Origin of the sequence: Streptomyces sclerotialus (genome assembly GCF_040907265.1) — a bacterium.
Taxonomy (GTDB): Bacteria; Actinomycetota; Actinomycetes; order Streptomycetales; family Streptomycetaceae; genus Streptomyces; species Streptomyces sclerotialus.
The window spans coordinates 1,375,334-1,395,503 of the sequence record NZ_JBFOHP010000002.1 but is presented as its reverse complement, the minus strand read 5'-3'; the positions used below and the strand labels follow the sequence as shown (position 1 = coordinate 1,395,503).

Annotated in this window: 14 protein-coding genes; 11 read left to right on the top strand and 3 right to left on the bottom strand. The window is 73.3% G+C overall.

From position 1 onward, the window contains the following. Positions 1-390: 390 nt before the first annotated feature. From AAC944_RS06190 to AAC944_RS06170, 5 genes are read left to right on the top strand one after another with little or no spacing between them, the layout of a single operon-like run. Positions 391-1,695, top strand: a complete 1,305-nt coding sequence (locus AAC944_RS06190) for an ABC transporter substrate-binding protein (protein WP_030624140.1) — start codon at positions 391-393, stop codon at positions 1,693-1,695. 13 nt (positions 1,696-1,708) lie between these two features. Then, positions 1,709-2,737, top strand: a complete 1,029-nt coding sequence (locus AAC944_RS06185) for a carbohydrate ABC transporter permease (protein ID WP_030624143.1) — start codon at positions 1,709-1,711, stop codon at positions 2,735-2,737. Further along, positions 2,734-3,567 carry a carbohydrate ABC transporter permease gene (locus tag AAC944_RS06180; protein ID WP_030624145.1) on the top strand — a complete coding sequence of 278 codons (834 nt, stop codon included), beginning with the start codon at positions 2,734-2,736 and terminating at the stop codon, positions 3,565-3,567. Before AAC944_RS06185 ends, AAC944_RS06180 begins: the two co-directional genes overlap by 4 nt. A 36-nt stretch (positions 3,568-3,603) precedes the next feature. Beyond that, positions 3,604-5,244: a glycoside hydrolase family 13 protein gene (locus AAC944_RS06175; RefSeq protein ID WP_030624148.1), complete on the top strand. Its 1,641-nt coding sequence runs from the start codon at positions 3,604-3,606 to the stop codon at positions 5,242-5,244. Positions 5,245-5,271: 27 nt separating this feature from the next. Continuing rightward, on the top strand, positions 5,272-6,306 hold the full coding sequence (locus AAC944_RS06170) for an aldo/keto reductase (RefSeq protein WP_030624150.1): 1,035 nt from the start codon (positions 5,272-5,274) through the stop codon (positions 6,304-6,306). A gap of 62 nt (positions 6,307-6,368) precedes the next feature. On the opposite strand, the gene AAC944_RS06165 is transcribed toward AAC944_RS06170, so the two are convergent. Both AAC944_RS06165 and AAC944_RS06160 read right to left on the bottom strand, forming a co-directional pair. After that, entirely contained in the window at positions 6,369-8,360 is a 1,992-nt protein-coding gene (locus AAC944_RS06165) for an N-acetylmuramoyl-L-alanine amidase (protein ID WP_030624151.1), read from the bottom strand. Positions 8,361-8,757: 397 nt separating this feature from the next. Continuing rightward, entirely contained in the window at positions 8,758-9,891 is a 1,134-nt protein-coding gene (locus AAC944_RS06160) for an aminoglycoside phosphotransferase family protein (protein ID WP_030624153.1), read from the bottom strand. A 234-nt stretch (positions 9,892-10,125) separates the two neighbouring features. Here AAC944_RS06160 and AAC944_RS06155 point away from each other — a divergent pair, with 234 nt between their 5' ends. After that, positions 10,126-11,607, top strand: a complete 1,482-nt coding sequence (locus tag AAC944_RS06155) for a DNA-binding protein NsdB (protein ID WP_030624161.1) — start codon at positions 10,126-10,128, stop codon at positions 11,605-11,607. A gap of 205 nt (positions 11,608-11,812) precedes the next feature. Here the strand turns inward: AAC944_RS06155 and AAC944_RS06150 are convergent, their stop codons facing one another. After that, complete coding sequence (locus AAC944_RS06150) at positions 11,813-13,288, bottom strand: PP2C family protein-serine/threonine phosphatase (RefSeq protein ID WP_030624164.1); 1,476 nt, start codon at positions 13,286-13,288, stop codon at positions 11,813-11,815. A 342-nt stretch (positions 13,289-13,630) separates the two neighbouring features. Between AAC944_RS06150 and AAC944_RS06145 the strand changes: the two genes are divergently transcribed. The 5 genes from AAC944_RS06145 to AAC944_RS06125 all read left to right on the top strand — a co-directional run bounded on the left by AAC944_RS06145 (position 13,631) and on the right by AAC944_RS06125 (position 20,155). Further along, entirely contained in the window at positions 13,631-15,055 is a 1,425-nt protein-coding gene (locus tag AAC944_RS06145; protein WP_030624166.1) for a hypothetical protein, read from the top strand. An 808-nt stretch (positions 15,056-15,863) separates the two neighbouring features. Next, on the top strand, positions 15,864-16,784 hold the full coding sequence (locus AAC944_RS06140; protein ID WP_030624168.1) for a pseudouridine-5'-phosphate glycosidase: 921 nt from the start codon (positions 15,864-15,866) through the stop codon (positions 16,782-16,784). Positions 16,785-16,793: 9 nt separating this feature from the next. Then, positions 16,794-17,687 (top strand): carbohydrate kinase family protein, encoded by an 894-nt coding sequence (locus tag AAC944_RS06135; protein ID WP_196943360.1) that lies wholly within the window; start codon positions 16,794-16,796, stop codon positions 17,685-17,687. A gap of 102 nt (positions 17,688-17,789) precedes the next feature. Then, positions 17,790-18,914 (top strand): glycosyltransferase family 4 protein, encoded by a 1,125-nt coding sequence (locus AAC944_RS06130; protein WP_030624172.1) that lies wholly within the window; start codon positions 17,790-17,792, stop codon positions 18,912-18,914. Further along, positions 18,911-20,155, top strand: a complete 1,245-nt coding sequence (locus AAC944_RS06125) for a glycosyltransferase (RefSeq protein WP_078888972.1) — start codon at positions 18,911-18,913, stop codon at positions 20,153-20,155. Before AAC944_RS06130 ends, AAC944_RS06125 begins: the two co-directional genes overlap by 4 nt. Positions 20,156-20,170 lie beyond the last annotated feature (15 nt).

Sequence of the window (20,170 nt, the reverse complement as noted above, 5' to 3'; positions counted from 1 at the left end):
GGGCGGAAGGTAGCACCAGCCGGGCCGGTCCGGAACCTCTCGGAGACAGCGCTGTCACGCAGGAGGTGTGACAACGCTGTCTCAGGGCCTCTTTTTCCGTGTTCGACCGCCAATTATCGGCAAGAAAGCGGTCATAGCAGTGCGGTGGAACCGTCGAATTACCGCGACGTAACGCGTTGACTTCCCCCAGGTGTGCTCCTAGCGTGCAAGCGTTGTTACGGAGTGACCGCCGTCATCTGCCGCTCCCGCCCCCCTTTCTTATGCCAACGCCTTCGATATAGGCGTTCCGTTGTTCTGAGCTCCTGGGATGCGGATGACAGCGCAGTCACATGGTCGGTGCCGCACGCGGGACGTCACGTGCCGCGCGGGGCCCAGCTGCCAGGAGAGACAGTGAAGACCAGGACCACCAGAGCCGTCCGGAGCGCCTGCGCGGGGCTCGTCGGACTCACCACCGTGGCCGCCTGCGGCACCTCCGGCGGCGCGCCGCCCGCCGGGCAGGCCGGCACGTTCGAGGGCCGCGGCCCCATCACGTACGTCGCGGGCAAGGACACGACCGGCACGGTGCAAGCGGTGCTCGACCGCTGGAACAAGGCCCACCCCGACGAGAAGGTCACGTTCGTCCAGCTGCCCACCGACCCCGACGCGCAGCGTCAGCAGATGATCCAGAACGCCGAGATCAAGTCCGACGCGTTCACCGTGCTCTCCCTCGACGCGGTCTGGACCTCGGAGTTCGCCGCCCACCGCTGGATCGACCGGCTGCCCGCCGACCGCTTCCCGCTCGACGAGATGCTCGACCCCATCCTCGGCACGGCCACCTACCGGGGCGGCCTGTACGCGGTACCGGCCAGCTCCGACGGCGGCATGCTCTACTACCGCACCGACCTCCTGCGCAGAGCCGGCATCGAGAAGCCGCCGGTCACCTGGGCGGAGATGAAGGCCGACTGCGCGAAGGTGAAGAAGCTGCCCGAGGCGCGGGGGATGTCCTGCTACGCCGGCCAGTTCCAGAAGTACGAAGGGCTCACCGTCAACTTCGCCGAGGCCGTCAACTCCGCCGGCGGCACCGTCACCGACGCCCGCGGCCGCCCCCACCTGGACACCCCGCAGGCCAGGGCCGGGCTGGACTTCCTCGTCGACGCCGTGCGGGACGGCACGGCCCCGAAGGAGTCCCTCACCTACCAGGAGGAGGACGCCCGGCAGGCCTTCCAGGCCGGGAAAATCATCTTCGAGCGGCAATGGCCGTACATGTATCCGCTGGTGGCGAAGGAGGACGGCTCCAGCGAGGTCGCCGGGAAGTTCGGCGTCGCCCCGCTGCCCGGCCTGAACGGCCCCGGCGCCTCCAGCCTCGGCGGCCACAACCTCGCCCTCACCGCCTCCGCGAAGAACAAGGCCACCGCGCTGGACTTCATGGAGTTCTTCACCAACGAGGAGAACCAGCGCTTCTCCCTCAAGTACGCGCCCGCCGCGCCCACCTACAAGTCCCTCTACCAGGACCCGGCGCTGGTGAAGAGGTATCCCTACCTCCCCACCCTCGAGCGGTCGATCCTGCACGCCGTGCCGCGCCCGCGCGTCTTCCAGTACGGCGACGTGACCGCGGCCGTGCAGCGCGAGGCGTACGCCGCGCTGACCGGCGAGAAGAGCAGCGCCCAGGCGCTGAAGGACCTCCAGCGGGCGCTGCGGCAGCCCACGGCCGAGTAAGGAGCACGCCCCGATGGCCGAGACACGGACGCCAGCCCGGCCCGTACCGCCGGACGCGCGCAGAGAACCACCCGCGGCACCCGCCCGGCGCCGCAGGGCCCGCGCCACCGCCGGCACAGCCCGGCTCGCCGCCCTCCTGGTGTCGCCCACCCTGCTCGTCCTCGCCGTCGTCGTGCTCTACCCGACGGTCGTCGCCCTGCAGCAGTCGCTGTACGGCGCCCGCCGGCTGGACCCGAGGACCGGATTCGTCGAGGAGACCGAACCGTTCGTCGGGCTGCAGAACTTCGCCGCCATCTTCGGTGAGGCCGGCAGCCGCTTCTGGAACGCCTTCTGGAACACCACGTTCTTCACCGTCACCACGGTCCTGCTGGAGACCCTCATCGGGGTGGCCATGGCGCTGATCATGCACCGTGCCTTCCGCGGCCGTGCCCTGGTCCGCGCGAGCATCCTCATCCCGTGGGCCATCCCCACCGCCGTCACCGGCCTGCTCTGGCGCTGGATCTTCAACAGCGACGGCATCGCCAACACCCTCCTCGGCCACCAGGTGCTGTGGACCACCGAGGGGTTCCACGCCAAGGCCGCCGTGATCATCGCCGACGTGTGGAAGACCGCGCCCTTCGTGGGCCTCCTCGTCCTCGCCGGCCTCCAAGTCATCCCGAACGAGGTGTACGAGGCGGCCCGTATCGACGGGGCCGGGATCCTGCGCCGCTTCCGGCACATCACCCTGCCGCTGGTGAAGCCCGCCCTGCTGGTGGCCGTGCTGTTCCGCACCCTCGACGCGCTCCGGATGTTCGACCTGCCGTACATCCTGATCGGCGCGCAGAAGACCTCCGTGGAGACGCTGTCGATGCTCGCCCAGGACCAGGCCGCGAACGTACGCTTCGGCCCCGCGTCCGCGTACGCCGTCATCCTCTTCGTGTACGTGTTCCTCATCGCGCTGGCCTTCGTACGGCTGCTCGGTGCCGACGTCGTCGGGGACGACGGGAAGGTGAAACGCCGCCGCCGGCTGCTGCCGCGCCGCCCTCAGGGGGTTGCGGCATGACGATCCCGGCAAGCCTCCGCAAGTGGCTGTTGTCCCTCGGTGTCGCCGCGGTCGTGGCCTACTGCCTCGCGCCGTTCTACTGGATGCTGGTCTCCAGCCTCCGCCGCACCTCCGACATCTTCGACAACTCCCTGCTGCCGAGCCCGCTCTCCCTGGAGAACTACCGCGCGGTCTTCGACCCCTCGCAGGCCTTCACCCGCGCCCTCCTCAACAGCCTGGTCGTGGCGGGCGTGACCACGCTCCTCGCGCTGGTCCTGGCCACCTTCACCGCGTACGCCATGGCCCGGCTGGAGTTCCGGCTGAAGCGGCTGGTGCTCACCCTGATCATCGCCACCTCGATGTTCCCGGTGGTCTCGATCGCCGTGCCGTTGCTGAAGCTGTTCGTGGACCTGGGCTGGGTCAACACCTACCAGGCCATGATCGTGCCCAGTATGTCCTTCACCCTGCCACTGGCGGTCTGGAACCTCACCGCCTTCTTCCGGCAGCTCCCCGACGAGCTGGAACAGGCCGCCATGGTCGACGGCTGCACCCGCGGCCAGGCCTTCCGCAAGGTCATCATCCCGCTCGCCGCGCCCGGCCTGTTCACCACCGCGATCATCACCTTCATCGCGGCCTGGAACGAATTCCTGATCGCCCTGTCCATGACCAACAAGCCGGAGATGCAGACCGCGCCGGTCGCGATCTCCAAGTTCTCCGGCGCCACCCAGTTCGAGACGCCGTTCGGCAGCCAGATGGCGGCCGGGGTGCTCGTGACCGTACCGCTCGTGATCGTGGTGCTGCTCTTCCAGCGCCGCATCGTCGCCGGCCTCACCGCCGGCGCAGCGAAGTAGCCCAGACTGCCCGCCCGTACAAGGAGTACGCAGCCCATGACCCGCACCGCACCCTGGTGGCGCGACGCCGTCATCTACCAGGTCTACATCCGCAGCTTCGCCGACGGCGACGGCGACGGCATCGGTGACATCGCCGGCATCCGCTCCCGTCTGCCGTACCTGAAGTCGCTCGGCGTGGACGCGATCTGGATCAACCCGTGGTACAAGTCCCCGCAGGCCGACCACGGTTACGACGTGGCCGACTTCCGCGCGATCGACCCGCGGTTCGGCACCGTCGAGGAGGCCGAGGCGCTCATCGAGGAGGCGCACGCGGCCGGCATCCGCGTGATCCCGGACATCGTGCCCAACCACACCTCCGACCAGCACGCCTGGTTCCGCGCCGCGCTGGCCGCCGGACCCGGTAGCCCCGAGCGCGCCCGGTACGTCTTCCGGGACGGCCGCGGCCCCGACGGCGCCGAGCCGCCCAACGACTGGCGGTCCTGCTTCGGCGGCCGCGCCTGGACCCGGGTGCCCGACGGGCAGTGGTACCTCCACCTCTTCGCGCCCGAGCAGCCCGACCTCAACTGGGACCACCCCGAGGTGCTCGCCGAGTTCGAGGACATCCTGCGGTTCTGGTTCCGGCGCGGCGTGGACGGCTTCCGCATCGACGTCGCACACGGCCTGGTCAAGCACCCCGAACTGCCCGACCTGCCGGACCTCCCGGCACCGGCCGACCGCGTGCCGGGCCGGCATGTGGACCACCCGCACTGGGACCGTGACGAGGTCCACGAGATCTACCGCGCCTGGCGCCGGGTCGCCGACGAGTTCCCCGGCGACCGCGCCTTCGTCGCCGAGGCCTGGGCCGACACCCCCGAGCGGCTCGCCGCCTACGTCCGCCAGGACGGCCTGCACACCGCCTTCAACTTCGACTTCCTCATGGCGAGCTGGGACGCGAAGGACCTGCGCGCGGTCATCGACAACTCCCTCGCCATGCTCGGCGCGGTCGGCGCCCCGGCCACCTGGGTGCTCTCCAACCACGACGTGGTGCGCCACCCCAGCCGCTACGGCCGCGAGGTCGTCAAGAAGTGGGTCGCCAACGAGACGTACCGGCCCGAAGGCCCGCTCGACCTCGCCCTCGGCACCCGCCGGGCCCGCGCGGCCGCCCTCCTCATGCTCGCCCTGCCCGGCGGCGCCTACGTCTACCAGGGCGAGGAACTGGGCCTGCCGGAGGTCGAGGACCTGCCCGAGGACGTCCTCCAGGACCCCACCTGGGAGCGCTCCGGCCACACCGACCGGGGCCGGGACGGCTGCCGGGTGCCCATCCCGTGGTCCGGCGAGCAGGCACCGTACGGCTTCAGCCCGGACGGCGCGGCCGGCGAGCCCTGGCTGCCCCAGCCGCCGCTGTGGCGGGAGCTGAGCGTTGCCGCGCAGGAAGGCGACGACGACTCCATGCTGGCGCTGTACCGCCGCGCCCTGCGCACCCGCCGCGACCACCCCGCGCTCGGCGACGGGACGATGACCTGGCTCGACACCCCCGCCGGCGTCCTCGCCTTCCAGCGCGAGCCGGGCTTCGTGTGCGTCGTCAACCTCTCGGCCGAGCCGTACGCCCTCCCGGAACACAAGGACGTCCTGCTGGTCAGCGGCCCGCTCGCGGACGGTCGGCTGGCACCTGACCACGCGGTGTGGCTCGCCCTGTGACCACCGGCAGCGGAAGGAGCATCTGACATGGAGTACCGCACCCTCGGCATCACTGGCTGCGCCGTCTCGGAGTTCGCCCTCGGCACCATGACCTTCGGCCACGAGACCGACGAGGCGGGCGCCCACGCCCAGCTGGACCGGTTCGTCGAGGCCGGCGGCACCCTCGTGGACACCGCCGACGTCTACACCGCCGGCGCGTCCGAAGAGATCGTCGGCCGCTGGCTCGCGTCCCGCCCCGCCGACATCGGCGACCGCGTCGTCCTCGCCACCAAGGGCCGCTTCCCCATGGCCGCCGACCCGAACGGCGCCGGACTCTCCCGCCGCCACCTGCACCGGGCGCTGGACGCCTCGCTGCGCCGGCTCGGCGTCGAGACGGTCGACCTGTACCAGGTGCATGCCTGGGACCCGCTGACGCCCGTCGAGGAGACGCTGCGCTTCCTGGACGACGCGGTGCGCCAGGGCAAGGTCCACTACATCGGACTGTCCAACTTCACCGGCTGGCAGATCCAGAAGACCGTGGACGTCGCCGACTTCCGCGGCCTGGCCCGCCCGGTCACCCTCCAGCCGCAGTACAGCCTGCTCACCCGCGAGATCGAGTGGGAGATCGTCCCGGCCTGCGCCTCCGAAGGGCTCGGGCTGCTCCCGTGGAGCCCGCTCGGCGGCGGCTGGCTCACCGGGAAGTACCGGCGCGACGCGCGGCCCACGGGCGCGACCCGGCTCGGCGAGAACCCCGAGCGCGGGGTCGAGGCGTACGAGCGGCGCGGCCGCGTCGAGCGCACCTGGGCCGTCGTCGACGAGGTCCGCGCGGTGGCCGAGGAGCGCGGCGTCTCCATGGCGCAGGTCGCGCTCGCGTGGGTACGCGACCGGCCGGCCGTGACCTCGGTGATCCTCGGGGCCCGCACCGTGGCGCAGCTGGACGACAACCTCGCGGCGGCGGACCTGCGCCTGTCGGACGAGGAGCGGGCCCGGCTGGACAAGGTGAGCGACCCCGGCGCCGCCGACTACCCGTACGGCGGACCGGGCCAGGAGCAGCGCAGCCGGAACGTGGCCGGCGGGCGCTGAACGCGGACACGGAAGCGGCGGCCGGCGGGCCCGGACCGGGACCGCCGGCCGCCGCGCTGTCGCTAGCGGCCCGACCAGCGGATGTCGACGTCCGCCGCCCGGACGTAGCCGACCCGGTGGCCGACCTGGATCTCGTAGTACACGTCCTTGCCGCGCACGACGGCGTGCTTGCTCGTGTCGAACGTCGGTGCGTAGAAGTACTCGCCGTGCGTCCGGTCGCCGACCGCGTACCGCTGGCCGGCCTTGAGGGAGTACGGCAGCGGCGAGACCGCCTGGACCGGGACGTCCGCCGGGTAGGCCGCCTTCTCCGGGTAGGCCCGGCCGTAGACCGGGATCTCCGTCCGGCCCTCCTTCGGCGTGGCCACCCAGCCCTTGGCGTGCAGCGCCGTCGGTTCCTCACCGGGGTTGAGGAACCAGGCCTTCTGGCCGAGGTACCAGATCGCCGTCCACTCGCCCTTCCGCTCCGCGACCGCGAACTGCTGGCCGGTGCTGGCACGGGCCCCGGTGTCGTTCACCCCGGTGGTGGAGTCGCCGCCACCCGGGTGCAGCCCCTCGTCCTTCACCAGCGGGGCGTCCTCGCTGGGCGCGGAGTACAGGCGCACGGCGCCCGAACCGTGCGGGGCACACGGCTGCCCCGCCTTCTCGCAGCCGGTGTACTCCGGCTCGTTCATCTCGTAGACCGGGTCGATGGTGACGAGGCCGCCGCGCGGCCCGGCGGTGGGCGTCAGCGGCCTGCCCAGCAGGGCGAAGTAGTGGTCCCAGTCCCAGTAGGGACCCGGGTCGGTGTGCATGCCCTTGATCGACGCGGTGGTGGTGCCCGGCACGTTGTCATGGCCGAGGATGTGCTGCCGGTCCACCGGGATGTCGTACTTGCGCGCCAGGTACCGCACCAGCCGGGCCGAGGTCCGGTACATCGCCTCCGTGTACCAGGCGTCGGGCGCGGCCAGGAAGCCCTCGTGCTCCAGGCCGATGGAGTGGGAGTTGATGTACCAGTTGCCCGCGTGCCAGCCGACGTCCTTGGTGCGGACGTGCTGCGCGATCAGCCCGTCGGAGGACCGCAGGCTGTAGTGCCAGGACACGTAGGTCGGGTCCTGGACCAGCTTCAGCGTCGTCTCCCACGTCGCTTCCGTGTCGTGGATGACGATGTAGTCGACGCTCTGGTCCTCGGGGCGGTCCGCCAGGTCGTGGTTGCCGTAGTCGCCGTCGCTGAGCTCCTGGTACGGCGCCGGCACCGACTCGCACGCCACGCTCGACGGGCACTCGGTCCCGCCCCCGGAGGCCTTGCGCAGGCCCAGGACACGCTTCTGGGCGCGATCGGGGGCCAGACCGGGGGACTTGGCGAGGGTGACGCGCTGACCCGCGTCGGTCGTCCGGGACGCGCCGCTCCGCAGCACGTCGTAGACCTGGTCGGCGAAGACCGTGGCGCTCCTGGCGTCGTTCGCGCCGGAGTAGCGGGCCACGGCGGCGTACCAGTCGGCAGGCTCGGCGCTCGCCTTCAGGCCGAGCCGGCGCTGCTGATCGGCGAGCAGGGCGGCGCCGCCGCTGATGTTCGCGGCGGGATTCTCGCGCAGCTCACGCGCGGACAGGCCGGTGAGCGCCGCGGCCTTCGTGAGGGTCTTCAGCCGCGCCGGCACCTCGGAGGCCGCCGGCAGCTCCGCCTCGGCGGTCTTCCGGGGGCGCGCCGAGTCGCCGCGGGCGTCCTCGGTGCCCTCGCTGTGGTGCGGTGCCTCCCTGGCGAGCGCTGTCCGGGCGTCGGTGAGGTGCATCGGGCCGTACCCGCCGGCCACGCTGGGCGCGCCCCGGTGCCCGTCCCAGCGGGACTCCAGGTACGAGACGCCCAGCAGCACGCTCTGCGGGACGCCGTACCGGGCGGACGCGTCGGCGAAGGCGCGCTGGAGGGAACCGGTGTCCGAGCCGGCCGTGGCGGTGGGCGCGGCCGAGACCAGTGGCAGCAGAAGGGCTGCCGCCGCGACGGCGGTGGCTGCCCTCTTCGTCGTTCTGCGGGTGCGGAAGGCGTCGTGTCTGGCGACGCCGACGGGGGCGGATCCTCGCAATGCAGCCTCCTCGGGCCGGCCCGTACCGGGCGGTGTGGCGGATGGTGCGCCGTTGGGCGTGCGGGAACCCGACAAGAGGTATCGGTTCACCGACGATCCGTCAATCACCACGCAACCGGCTGATTCCGCAGGTCGGCGCGGGGCCGGTGCGGCTTTTCGCGCCCCGGGCCCCGGGCCTGGGACGCGTCAGTGGAGTGGACCAAAGCCGGGGGAACGCCAGGGCGGAACACACTCGGGAACCGCACCGTCATGTGGGTGCGTGTGGGTGATGCCCCGAAGGTCACGGGCGTACGCCATACGGGCGAGCCGTACGCCACCCCTGCCGAGGAGGGAAGTTGCGCACACGACAGCGGCGCGCCCCAGCACAGGCGCGCCGCTTCGTCCCCCCGTCAGCGGATCAGCGGGTGCCGACCGCCGCCCGTACCGCACGCCGCGCCATCTGGGCGTCGTCGTGCAGCCGCCGCAGCAGCAGGCGCTGTTCCTCACCTGCGGCGGGCGCTCCCGGCTGTCCCGTACCAGGAGGACCGGGCGGCACCTCCTCCCGCATGGTCCGCTGCACCGCGGTCTCGTAGCGCCGGATCTCCCTGGTCAGCACCAGCATCAGATTGACCAGGAAGGAGTCCCGCGCCGTCGGCCCCGCGGCCTGCGCGAGCTGGCTGATCTGGCGGCGCGCGACCGGTGCGTCACCGAGCACCGACCACAGGGTCGCCAGGTCGTAGCCCGGCAGATACCAGCCGGCGTGCTCCCAGTCCAGCAGCACCGGGCCGGCCGGAGAGAGCAGGACGTTGTTCAGCAGTGCGTCACCGTGGCAGAACTGGCCCGTGGAGTGCGCGAGGCCGTGCATCAGCTTCTGCAGGTCCCCGAGGTCCCGGTCGGTCAGCAGGCCGAGGTCGTGGTACCGCCCGATGCGGTTCGCGTAGTCCAGCGGGGCGTCGAACATGCCGGCCGGCGGACGCCAGAGGTTGATCCGGCAGATCGCGCCGAGCGCCGCACGGATGTCCGCACGCGGCGGCGCTTCGGTGGGGTGGCGCTGCACGGCGGCGACCCGGCCGGGCATGCGTTCGACGACCAGGGTGCAGTTGTCAGGATCCGCGGCGACCAACCTCGGGACGCGCACCGGCGGGCGGTGGCGTACGAAGGCGCGATACGCAGCTATTTCGTGCCGGAACCGCTCGGCCCAGGCCGGCGAATGGTCCAGTAAACACTTCGCGACCGCGGTCGAGCGGCCGGCCGTGCCGACGAGAAGGACGGACTTCCCGCCCCGCCGCAGCACCTGGACCGGGTTGAACTCCGGACAGATGCGCTGCACCGAGGCGACCGCCGCGCGCAGCTGCGCGCCCTGGGGGCCGGACAAGTCGAGTCTCCCGCTGAGCGGTTGGGGGCCAGGCCCCTGCGCCCGCCTGAGGCGGCCGCCCGAGGGCACTGCGGCCATCCCGGAGGAGTGGGCGGGATCGAGGTACGGACCGCTGCCCGTGGGCTGCGGACGGTACGGCCGGGTCGGGGCGGTCGCGGCGGACGATGCTGCGTACATGGGTGGATGAGGTCCCTTCGTGCGCCGACGAGTGGCGGTGCGCCTCCGGCCCGGTGAGGGTTGCGACACCCTGGGGAATGCGTTTCCGCCACCGGGCCGGGGGCTGCATCTCTACAGAACACGCGACTACGGGTGGCAGACCATCTGGCGCACCCTGGCGAACCCTGGCGAATGCTCGCCCGGCACATGACGGCCGGTTACTGTCAACTCAGTCGAGGAACCTGGGGGCTTGACGTGAACAGGGAGCCGAACACCCGTCTCGCGGACCTTTTCCAGCTCGCCGGCTGGTCGAAGGGCGAGCTGGCGAGGTTGGTCAACCGGCAGGCGGCGGCCATGGGCCATCCGCAGCTGGCGACCGACACGTCCCGAGTGCGGCGCTGGATCGACATGGGGGAGACCCCGCGCGATCCCGTACCGAAGGTACTGGCGGCCCTTTTCACCGAGCGCCTCGGCCGTGTCGTAACCATCGAGGACCTCGGTTTTGCACGCTCAGGGCGCGCGGGGAAGCGGCAGGCCGCCGACGGCCTGCCGTGGCCGCCCGACCGTACGGCTGCGGTCCTCACGGAATTCACGGGAATGGACCTCATGCTCAACCGACGCGGCTTGGTGGGCGCGGGCGCGGCGCTCGCCGCGGGCTCCGCGCTCAGCAGCGCCATGCACGACTGGCTGCACGCCGACCCGGCGCTGGCAGCCGATGCTCCCCGTACCGACAACCCCTTGTCCCCCACCCTCGACCAGGCCGGCATGGACCGGTACGAAGCGGCTCCCGTGGGCTCCCAGGAGATCGACGCCCTGGAGCGCTCCGTGGAGGTCTTCCGCGCCTGGGACGCGGCCCGCGGCGGCGGACTGCAGCGCAAGGCAGTGGTGGGCCAGCTCAACGAGGTGGGCGGGATGCTCTCCTACCGCCACCCCGAGCACCTCCAGCGGCGGCTGTGGGGTGTGGCGGCCAACCTGGCCGTACTGGCCGGCTGGATGTCCCACGACGTGGGCCTGGAGCCCACGGCGCAGAAGTACTTCGTCATCGCCGCGCACGCGGCCCGGGAGGGCGGTGACCGGCCACGGGCGGGGGAGGCGCTGTCCCGCGCCGCGCGGCAGATGGTCCACCTGGGCCGTCCCGACGACGCCCTGGACCTCATGAAGCTCGCCAAGTCCGGCTCCGGCGAGGAGAACCTGCCGCGCACGCGTGCGATGCTGCACACCATCGAGGCATGGGCGCAGGCGTCGAAGGGCCAGGGGCAGGCGATGCGGCGCACCCTCGGGGAGGCCGAGGAACTGTTCGTCTCGGACAAGCGGGACGTGCCGCCGCCCAGTTGGATGCAGAACTTCGACGAGGCCGACATGCACGGCATGCAGGCACTGGCGTACCGCACCCTCGCCGATCACGACCCCAAGGCCGCCAAGCTCGCCCAGACGCATGCCCGGCAGGCGCTGGCGCTGCGCAGGGACGGTTACCAGCGCTCGCAGATCTTCGACTACCTGTCGCTGGCCTCCGCCCTGTTCATCGCCAACGATCCTGAGCAGGCGGACAGGTACGCCCGCCTGGCACTGGTGTCGATCGGGGAGAACTCCTCGCACCGCACCTGGGACCGGCTGCGTGAGATGTACCGCCTGACGGGGCAGTACGCCGATTATCCCAAGGTCCAGGCGCTGCGCGAGGAGATCGAACTCGCCCTGCCGAAGCAGAAGAAGCTCAAGAACGGCAACGGCCGGGCCTGAGCGGCCGCCGGCCACCGCCCGGCCGTCTCGCCGGCTACCGGCGGCCGGAATCAGCCCGGAAACAGCACGGAAGACGCCCCCAAGACCTCGGGGCGCTTTCCCGTGTGCCGTCAGCAGACCACTGTCTGCTGCGCGCCACTGTCCACCGTCAGCCGCTCCACCGTCAGTCGCTGCCCACCGTCAGTCGGACAGTCGCTGCCCACCGTCAGTCGGAGACCCTGGCGATCAACACGCAGGCGTCGTCCTCCCGTTCGGCGCTGCCGAACTCCTCGACGACGATACGGACGCTGTCCTGCGCGCTCCGTGCCTCGGCGAACCGCGGGGCCAGGGCGAGCAGCCGCTCGGCGCCTTCGGACGTGCTGTCCGCGTCGTGCGTACGGTGCCGGGGCACCAGACCGTCGGTGTACAGCACGAGCAGGTCGCCGGGGGCCAGCTGCTCGCTGCGCTGTTCGTACACGGCATGGGAGGTCGCGCCCAGCAGCACACCCTGAGGGGGCTCCAGTTCCCGTCCTTGCCCGTCCCGGAAGAGCAGCGGGGCGGGATGTCCGGCCTGCGCCCAGTCCAGCCTGCGCGTGGCCGGATCGAAGCGGCAGCACACCGCGCTGCCCAGCGCGGGCTGCGCCGCGGTGTCCAGAAGCTGGTTGAGGTAGCCCATCAGCGGGCCGGGCTCCTGGCCCGACACGGCCATGCCGCGCAGCGCGCCGAGCAGCATCGCCATGCCGCCGGTGGCGGCGACGCCGTGTCCGGTGAGGTCGCCGGCGCTGAGCAGCGTACGCCCGTCGGGGAGCTGCAGCGCGTCGTACCAGTCACCGCCGATAAGGGCGCTGGAACCGGAGGGGAGGTAACGGGCGGCCAGGTCCAGGGCGGCCGGGCCGCCGTGCGGGAACCGCAGGGAGCCGCGCCACGGCGGCAGCACGGCTTCCTGCAGCTCGACCGCAAGCCGGTGCTCGGTCTGCGCGATGTGCCGTTGGCGCTGCAGCGAGTCACGGGTCTCGCGCACCGCCCTCTGGCTGCGGCGCAGCTCGCTGACGTCGCGCAGCACGGCCCACATGCAGGCCGTGCTGCCGTCGGCGTCGAGCACCGGCTCGCCCACCATGTGCACCGTGCGCACGCTCGTGTCGGAGCGCACGATGCGGAACTCGCCGTCGATCGGCTTGCCGTCCACCAGGCAGTCCGTGACCATCGCGGTCACCTGGGCCTGGTCGTCGGAGAAGATCAGGGAGGGCAGCTCGTCCAGCGTGAGGGGACCGTCGGCCGGGTCCCGGCCGAAGATCCCGAACAGCTCCTCGGACCAGCTGACCGCGTCGGTGAGGAGATTCCACTCCGCGCTGCCCACGCGGCTCAGCAGCGAGCCGCGGGCGTGGGCCTCGGGGTCCGGGCCGGGCGGGGCCGCCGGGCCCGGGAGGGAGTCGTAGGCGCCGTCCACGGGGCCGGCCGGAAGTCCCTCTCTGAGCTGATCCAGATGCCCGCCGAGGTCGTCGAGGTGGTGCACCGCGAGGTCGCACAGGGCCCGCTGCCAGCGCAGCTGGGCGTCCTCGTCCGGGAACCCGCCGACCGCGGCCTCGCGGCGTACGGCGTCCAGACTGCCGCGGAGCCTGCGGGCCTGCGAGATGAGTGCGTCGACCGCGCCGCGCTCCGGCGGCTGCGCGTGATGGTTGTCCGCGAAGAGATGGGACGGCATGACGTACTCCGATATCAGGCGGCGCTCGGCCATGTCTCCGGCCTTGTCGGCCATGTCTGACGGAAGGGCCGGTTACGACTGTTGCACAGGCCGCGACCGCGCGTAAGGGATTTGGCATGACCCGATACGGTGGTGCGCATGGCATATGCCCCCGGCTGCGCCTCCGCAACCCGCCCGGACGCTGCGGAATCCGTCACTCCGGGCTAGGCTTCGGCCGCCGTACGGCAGTCGTCCCGCCGATCCACTGTGGGGAACGACGCATACGGTCCGCGGACACCGGCAAGAATGCCGGTCAGCGGAAATCCCGTTGCCAGCCAGTCCCCCGCACCGGATGCTGACCTCATGTTCGATCCAGACATAGCGCCCAGTGGCACCCTGCTCGGCCTCCTCCAGCGAGGCCGCGGCGACGGGACCCTGCATGCCTTGGCGGCGCCCCGGGCCGAGGCCCTGGCCGCCCTCGACGACAGCGTGCTGCGCGACCCCCGGCGCGACTGGCAGCTGGAGAACCGCTCGCTGTACTACGCACGCCTCTACATGCAGCTCGACGGCGGACTCGAAGAGATCGAACGGCACCTCTTCCACCCCGACGACCACACCGACACCCGTGAGGAGCGCACCGGCCTCGCCCTCTCCGTGCTGGGCCACCTCGCCTCCTACGGGCGCGACGCCGCGCTGCTCCTCTTGCGCAGCTACGCCGCGGTCGGCGGCAACTGGCGCTGGGCCCTGGACGAGCTCGCCCTGCGCGACGGCGACGAGGGTCTGCTCTCCCTGGCGCCCGCCGTACTGGCCCGCTTCCCGGAGACCCCCGAGGGCGAGGCCGAGCTGGCCGCCGCCGTACGGGACGCGTTCGAGCCCCGCCCCTGGCGGCTGTGGGCCGAGGACGAGCGCTACGGCGCCCGTGTGCGGGCCGCGGGCGAGCAGGGTTCCTTCGACCGCTGGCAGCGCCAGCTCACGCCGAGCGGCCCGCGCCCCGGCTGGAGCGTCCGCGAGGTCCTGCAGTGGGCCGAGGACGGCCGTGCCGAGGAGCCCGCCGAGTGGCGGACCGGCGCCGCGGCGCGCTGCCTGGCGGCGGTGGCCGGCCCGGAGGACCGCCCCGAGCTGCTGGCCGCGGCCCGTGGCGGCCCGGACGCCGCCCGCGCCGCCGCCCTGCGCCACCTCGCCGAACGCGGCGATCCCGAGGCGCTCGACCTCATCGAGGCCGCCGCCGCCGACCCGCTCGGCTGTGCGGAGCTCACCGAAGCGGCGACCAGCGCCTTCGTCCGCATGCGCTCCGTGACGGCCGTCGAGCGCGCCCGGGCCTGGGCCTGCCGCCCGGACCGGCTGGGCGCCGTGGCCGCCGGGCTGCTCGCCCGCCGTGGCGGCGCCCGGGACGCCGACACCGTGCTCGCCGCACTGCGCAGGACGGTGCAGGCCGAGGGACCGGACGCGGCCGGTCTGTGGGAGCTGGTCGACGGCGTCGGACGGCTCGGCGTCGAGTGCGCCGCGCCCGTACTGCGCCACATCTACCGCGAGACCTCCTCCTCCCGCCTGCGCGGCCGGGCGGCCGCCGCGCTGGCGGCGACCGACCCCGGCTTCGCCGCCGGCTTCGCCGTCGAGTGCCTGTGGGACTGCGAGGAGAGCACCCGGGAGCTCGCCGCACGCACCGCCGCGACCGGCGACGCCCGCGTCGTCGAACAGCTCCGCCGACTGGCCGCCGACCCCGCCGAGGAGACCGAGGTCCAGACCGCGGTACGGGGCCGGATCGGCCCGGACGCCGCCGAGGTCTGACGCCGCCCGCCGTGGCCTCGGTGCGTCCTTCAGGTGCTGCGCCGCCGCCCGCTGGCTGTGTGGGGCGCGCGCCGCACTTCTTACGACGCGTTGCCGTCCCCTGTGCGGTCGAGGCCAGCCGCCGTGCCACCTACGGGGTCGCGGCCGGATCGGGGCGGATACCGCCGAGGTCTGACGCCGCCCGCCGTGGCCTCGGTGCGTCCTTCAGGTGCTGCGCCGCCGCCCGCTGGCTGTGTGGGGCGCGCGCCGCACTTCTTACGACGCGTTGCCGTCCCCTGTGCGGTCGAGGCCAGCCGCCGTGCCACCTACGGGGTCGCGGCCGGATCGGGGCGGATACCGCCGAGGTCTGACGCCGCCCGCCGTGCTCTCGGTGCGTCCTTCAGGTGCTGCGCCGCCGCCCGCTGACTGTGTGGGGCGCGCGCCGCACTTCTTACGACGCGTTGCCGTCCCCTGTGCGGTCGAGGCCAGCCGCCGTGCCACCTACGGGGTCGCGGCCGGATCGGGGCGGATACCGCCGAGGTCTGACGCCGCCCGCCGTGCTCTCGGTGCGTCCTTCAGGTGCTGCGCCGCCGCCCGCTGGCTGTGTGGGGCGCGCGCCGCACTTCTTACGACGCGTTGCCGTCCTCCGTGCGGTCGCGGCCGATCGCCGCGGCACCTACAGGGCCGCGGACGTGCGTACGGGATAAGGCGTACCGGATGCGGGCAGAGAACAGCCGTACGGGAACACCGCATCGCCGTCGTGCCGAACGCTGTACGTCCCCGCATCCGAGGATGCGCACGCACCGCCGCGCCCAGGAGGCAGCACGAGATGACCCGGCAGGCACCTTCTCTCCCCGCAGTCTCCGACGAGGTGCGCGGGGCGCTCGACACCGGGCGCCCCGTGGTCGCGCTGGAGTCGACGATCTTCACCCACGGGCTGCCCCGGCCGCGCAACCTCGACATCGCGCGGGAGGCCGAGCGGCTGCTGCGCGCAGCGGACGTGGTGCCGGCGACGGTCGGGGTGTCGGCGGGCGTCCCCACCGTGGGCCTCTCCGATGCCGAGATCGAGCGGCTGTGCACCGCGGACGGCGTGACCAAGGCCGGTGAACGCGATCTGCCGGGCGCTGTGGCCACCGGGCGGGACGCCGGGACCACGGTGTCCGCCACGGCGTTCCTGGCCCGCCTGGCGGGCGTCCAGGTCTTCGCGACCGGCGGCCTCGGCGGCGTGCACCACGGCGCGCGGACCACCTTCGACGAGTCCGCCGACCTGGTGACCCTCGCGCGCACCCCGTTGACCGTGGTCAGCGCCGGAGTGAAGTCCGTCCTGGACATCGCGGCGACCCTGGAGCGCCTGGAGACCCTGAGCATCCCGGTCGTCGGCTACCGCACCCGCCGCTTCCCCGGCTTCTACGTGGCCGACTCCGGGCACGAGATCGGGACGTCGGCGGAGTCGCCCGAGGAGGTCGCCGCGATGATCCGGGCCCGGGACGCGCTCGGCCTGCCCGCGGCGCTGCTCGTCGCCAATCCGGTACCGGCCGACCGGCAGCTCGACCCGGACCTGCACGAGCGGGCGCTGGCCGAGGCGTGGGAGGCGGCCGCGCGGCGGGGCGTCTCGGGCGCCGCCATCACGCCGTTCCTGCTGGACCGCATACGGAGCGCGACCGGCGGCCGCAGTCTGGACGTCAACGCCGAGGTCTACCGCAACAACGTGACCGTCGGCGCCGCCATCGCGCGGGCGCTCGCCGCCTGAGGGCGGCGCGTGACCGTGCTCGGGGTCCTCGGCGATCTGCTCGACGACCATGTGGTGTGGCTGCGGGAGCCGCTGCGCGAGGCGTCGGACACCGAGGTGACCATGTACCGCGTACGGGGCGGCAGCGCGGCCAACGTCGCCGCCCTCGCGGGGCAGCGCCACCCCACCCGGTTCATCGGCTGTGTCGGCCCCGACCTGGAGGGCGACCGGCTCGTGGCGGAGCTGGCGTCGCGCGGCGTCGACGTACGCGTCCAGCGCGCCGGGCGGACCGGCAGCGTGGTGGTCCTGGTCGACCCGTCCGGTGAGCGCACGATGCTGCCCTACCGGGGCGCCGCCGCGCTTCTGGGGCCGGTGGACCCGGAGTGGACCGAGGGCCTGGCACATCTGCACGTACCGGCGTACGCGTTCGCGGAGGAGCCCGCGGCGACGGCGGCGGCCGACGCGCTGCGCCGTACGGCCGTGCGAGGCGGGACGGTCTCCGTCGACGCCTCGTCCACCGGAATGCTGCGCGCCTACGGGGAGCGGCGGTTCCTGCGGCTGCTCGGCACCCTGGCGCCGCACTTCCTCTTCGCCAACCGCGCGGAGGCGGCGGCGCTGGCCCACGGGAGCGGCGGTCCGGGTCCGGCCGGCGACGACCTGTGTGCCCTGGCCCGGCGGCTGCGCCGTACCACCGTGATCGTCAAGGACGGTGCCCGGCCCACCACGGTGCTCGCCCCCGATCAGCCGCCCCTGCGGGTGGCCGTGGCACCGGTCGACGGCATTCGCGATCTGACGGGTGCCGGGGACGCCTTCGCCGCCGGCTTCCTCACCGCGTACCTGGAGGGCGCCGGCCTCCGTGAGGCGTGCGGGACGGGCCACTCCGAGGCCGCGCGGGTCCTGCGTACACCGGGCGCTTCGGCCTGACCCCGCGCCCCACGGGCCCGAGGACGCAACGCTCATGGGACGTTCCCCCGTTGGAAAGATCCCCTTGGCCCCGTCCACGCCCGGCCCGCCGACAACACCGGTATGCGTGTCGCCATCGTCACCGAATCCTTCCCGCCCGACGTCAACGGCGTCGCGCACTGCACCCTGGAAACCGCCCGGCACCTGGTACGGCGCGGACACGAACCGCTGGTCGTCGCCCCGGTGGCGGCGCAGGACCCGAGTGCCGGGCGGACCCCGCCGTGCCCGGTCGTCCGGGTGCCCTCGCTGCCGCTCCCGGGCTACGCGCAGGTGCGGATCGCGCTGCCGGGCCGCCGGCTGGCCACCGCGCTCGCCGCGCACCGGCCCGACCTCGTCCACCTCGCGAGCCCCTTCGTCCTCGGCGTGCGCGGCATGGCGGCCGCCGCCCGCCTCGGCGTACCGGCCGTCGCCGTCTACCAGACCGACCTGGGCCGCTACGCCCGTACGTACCTGGGCACGGGCACCGCGGCGGCCTGGCGGCGGCTGCGTGCCGTGCACAGCGCGGCGGACCGCACCCTGGCGCCCTCCACGGCCGCCGCCCGGGAACTGGCCGAGCACGGCGTGCCCGGGGTGCGCCTGTGGCCGCGCGGGGTGGACTCCATGCGCTTCCACCCGGACCGCCGCGACGAGGTGCTGCGCAGTTCGCTGGCCGCCGGGCGCGAGGTGCTGGTGGGGTACATCGGGCGGCTCGCGCCGGAGAAGGAGGTCGGGCTGCTGCGTGAGGCGGCCCGGCTGCCGGGCGTACGGACCGTCGTGATCGGCGACGGGCCGAGCGCCCCGGGGCTGCGCGCTGCGCTGCCCGAGGCCCGCTTCCTGGGCCGCAGAACCGGGGACGAACTGGCCCGGCTCTTCGCCAGCCTGGACGTGTTCGTGCACACCGGGCCGTACGAGACCTTCGGGCAGACCGTGCAGGAGGCGATGGCCAGCGGGGTGCCGGTCGTGGCGCCGGCGGCGGGCGGCCCGCTGGACCTGGTGTCCCACGGGCGGACCGGGTTGCTCGTCACACCGGGTGACGCGGCCGCGGTACGGGGCGCGGTGCAGGTGCTCGCAGCGCATCCGAAGCTGCGCGCCGCGTACGGGGCCGCTGGGCGGGCGGCGGTCGCGGACCGCACCTGGGAGGCGGTCGGCGACCAGCTGCTGGCGCACTACGAGGACGTACTGGGAGAACGGGAGGCGGTGCCGGTATGAGGCGCGACGGTAGGGAACACAGCGGCACGGAGCACACCGAACGGCAGTGGGGCACCGCCCACGAGGGGGACACACGGCGCGAGGGACTGCGCATCGTGCGCCTCGCGAACTTCGTCACCCCGGCGTCGGGTGGTCTGCGCACGGCGCTGCGCGAACTGGGCGAGGGATACCGGGCGGCCGGCCACGACCCGGTGCTCGTCGTGCCGGGCCCGGCCGCGGGCGACGAACGGACCCCGCAGGGACGTGTGATCACTTTGCCCGGCCCGGTGCTGCCCGGCACCGGCGGCTACCGGGTCCTCACCGGACGCGCGCGTCTGGAACGCCTGCTGCGCATCCTGGCCCCGGACCGCCTGGAGGTCTCCGACCGTACGACACTGCGCTGGACCGGGGAGTGGGCGCGACGCGCCCGGGTGCCCGCGGTGATGGTCTCGCACGAGAGCGTGGAGGGGGTGCTGCACACGTGGGGTGTCCCCCGGCACGCCGCCCGTTGGGCCGGTGACCGGCTCAACTCCCGTACCGCACACGCCTACAGCCGGGTCGTCTGCACGACCGAGTGGGCCGCGGCCGAGTTCCTCCGGACGGGCGCGCGCAACGTGGTCACCGCGCCGCTCGGCGTCGACCTGGCCCGCGCCCATCCGGGCTGCCGCAGCGGGGAACTGCATCGGCGGATCGGCGGCGGCGCGCAGGCGCTGCTCCTCCTCTGCTCCCGGCTGTCGGTGGAGAAGCGCCCGGGAAGGGCCCTGGACGCCCTCTCCTGGCTCCGCGCCGGCGGGGTGGACGCCGCGCTGGCCGTGGCGGGTGACGGCCCGCTCCGTGCCCGCCTGGAGTCCCGGGCCCGAGCGGAGCGGCTGCCGGTCGCCTTCCTCGGCCACGTCGCCGACCCCTGTGCCCTCGCCGCCCTCCAGGCCAGCGCCGACGTCCTCCTGGCGCCGGGCCCCGCCGAGACCTTCGGGCTCGCCGCCCTGGAGGCACTGGCCTGCGGCACCCCCGTGGTGGCCAACGCCGGCTCCGCACTCGCCGGCCTGATCGGCCCCGCGGGGGAGACCGCCCTCGACGACGGTGACAGCATCGCCACCGCCGTACGGCGCGTCCTGGCCCGCCCCGAGGAGCCGCGCCGCGCCGCCGCCCGCGCCCGCGCCGAGAACTTCGGCTGGCACGCCGCGGTCAACGCCTTCCTCACCGCCCACGAAGCGGCACCGCTCGCCTCCTCCCACCCCTCCGCCCTCAGGGGAGCGGCCTGACCTCCGAGGGCAGCG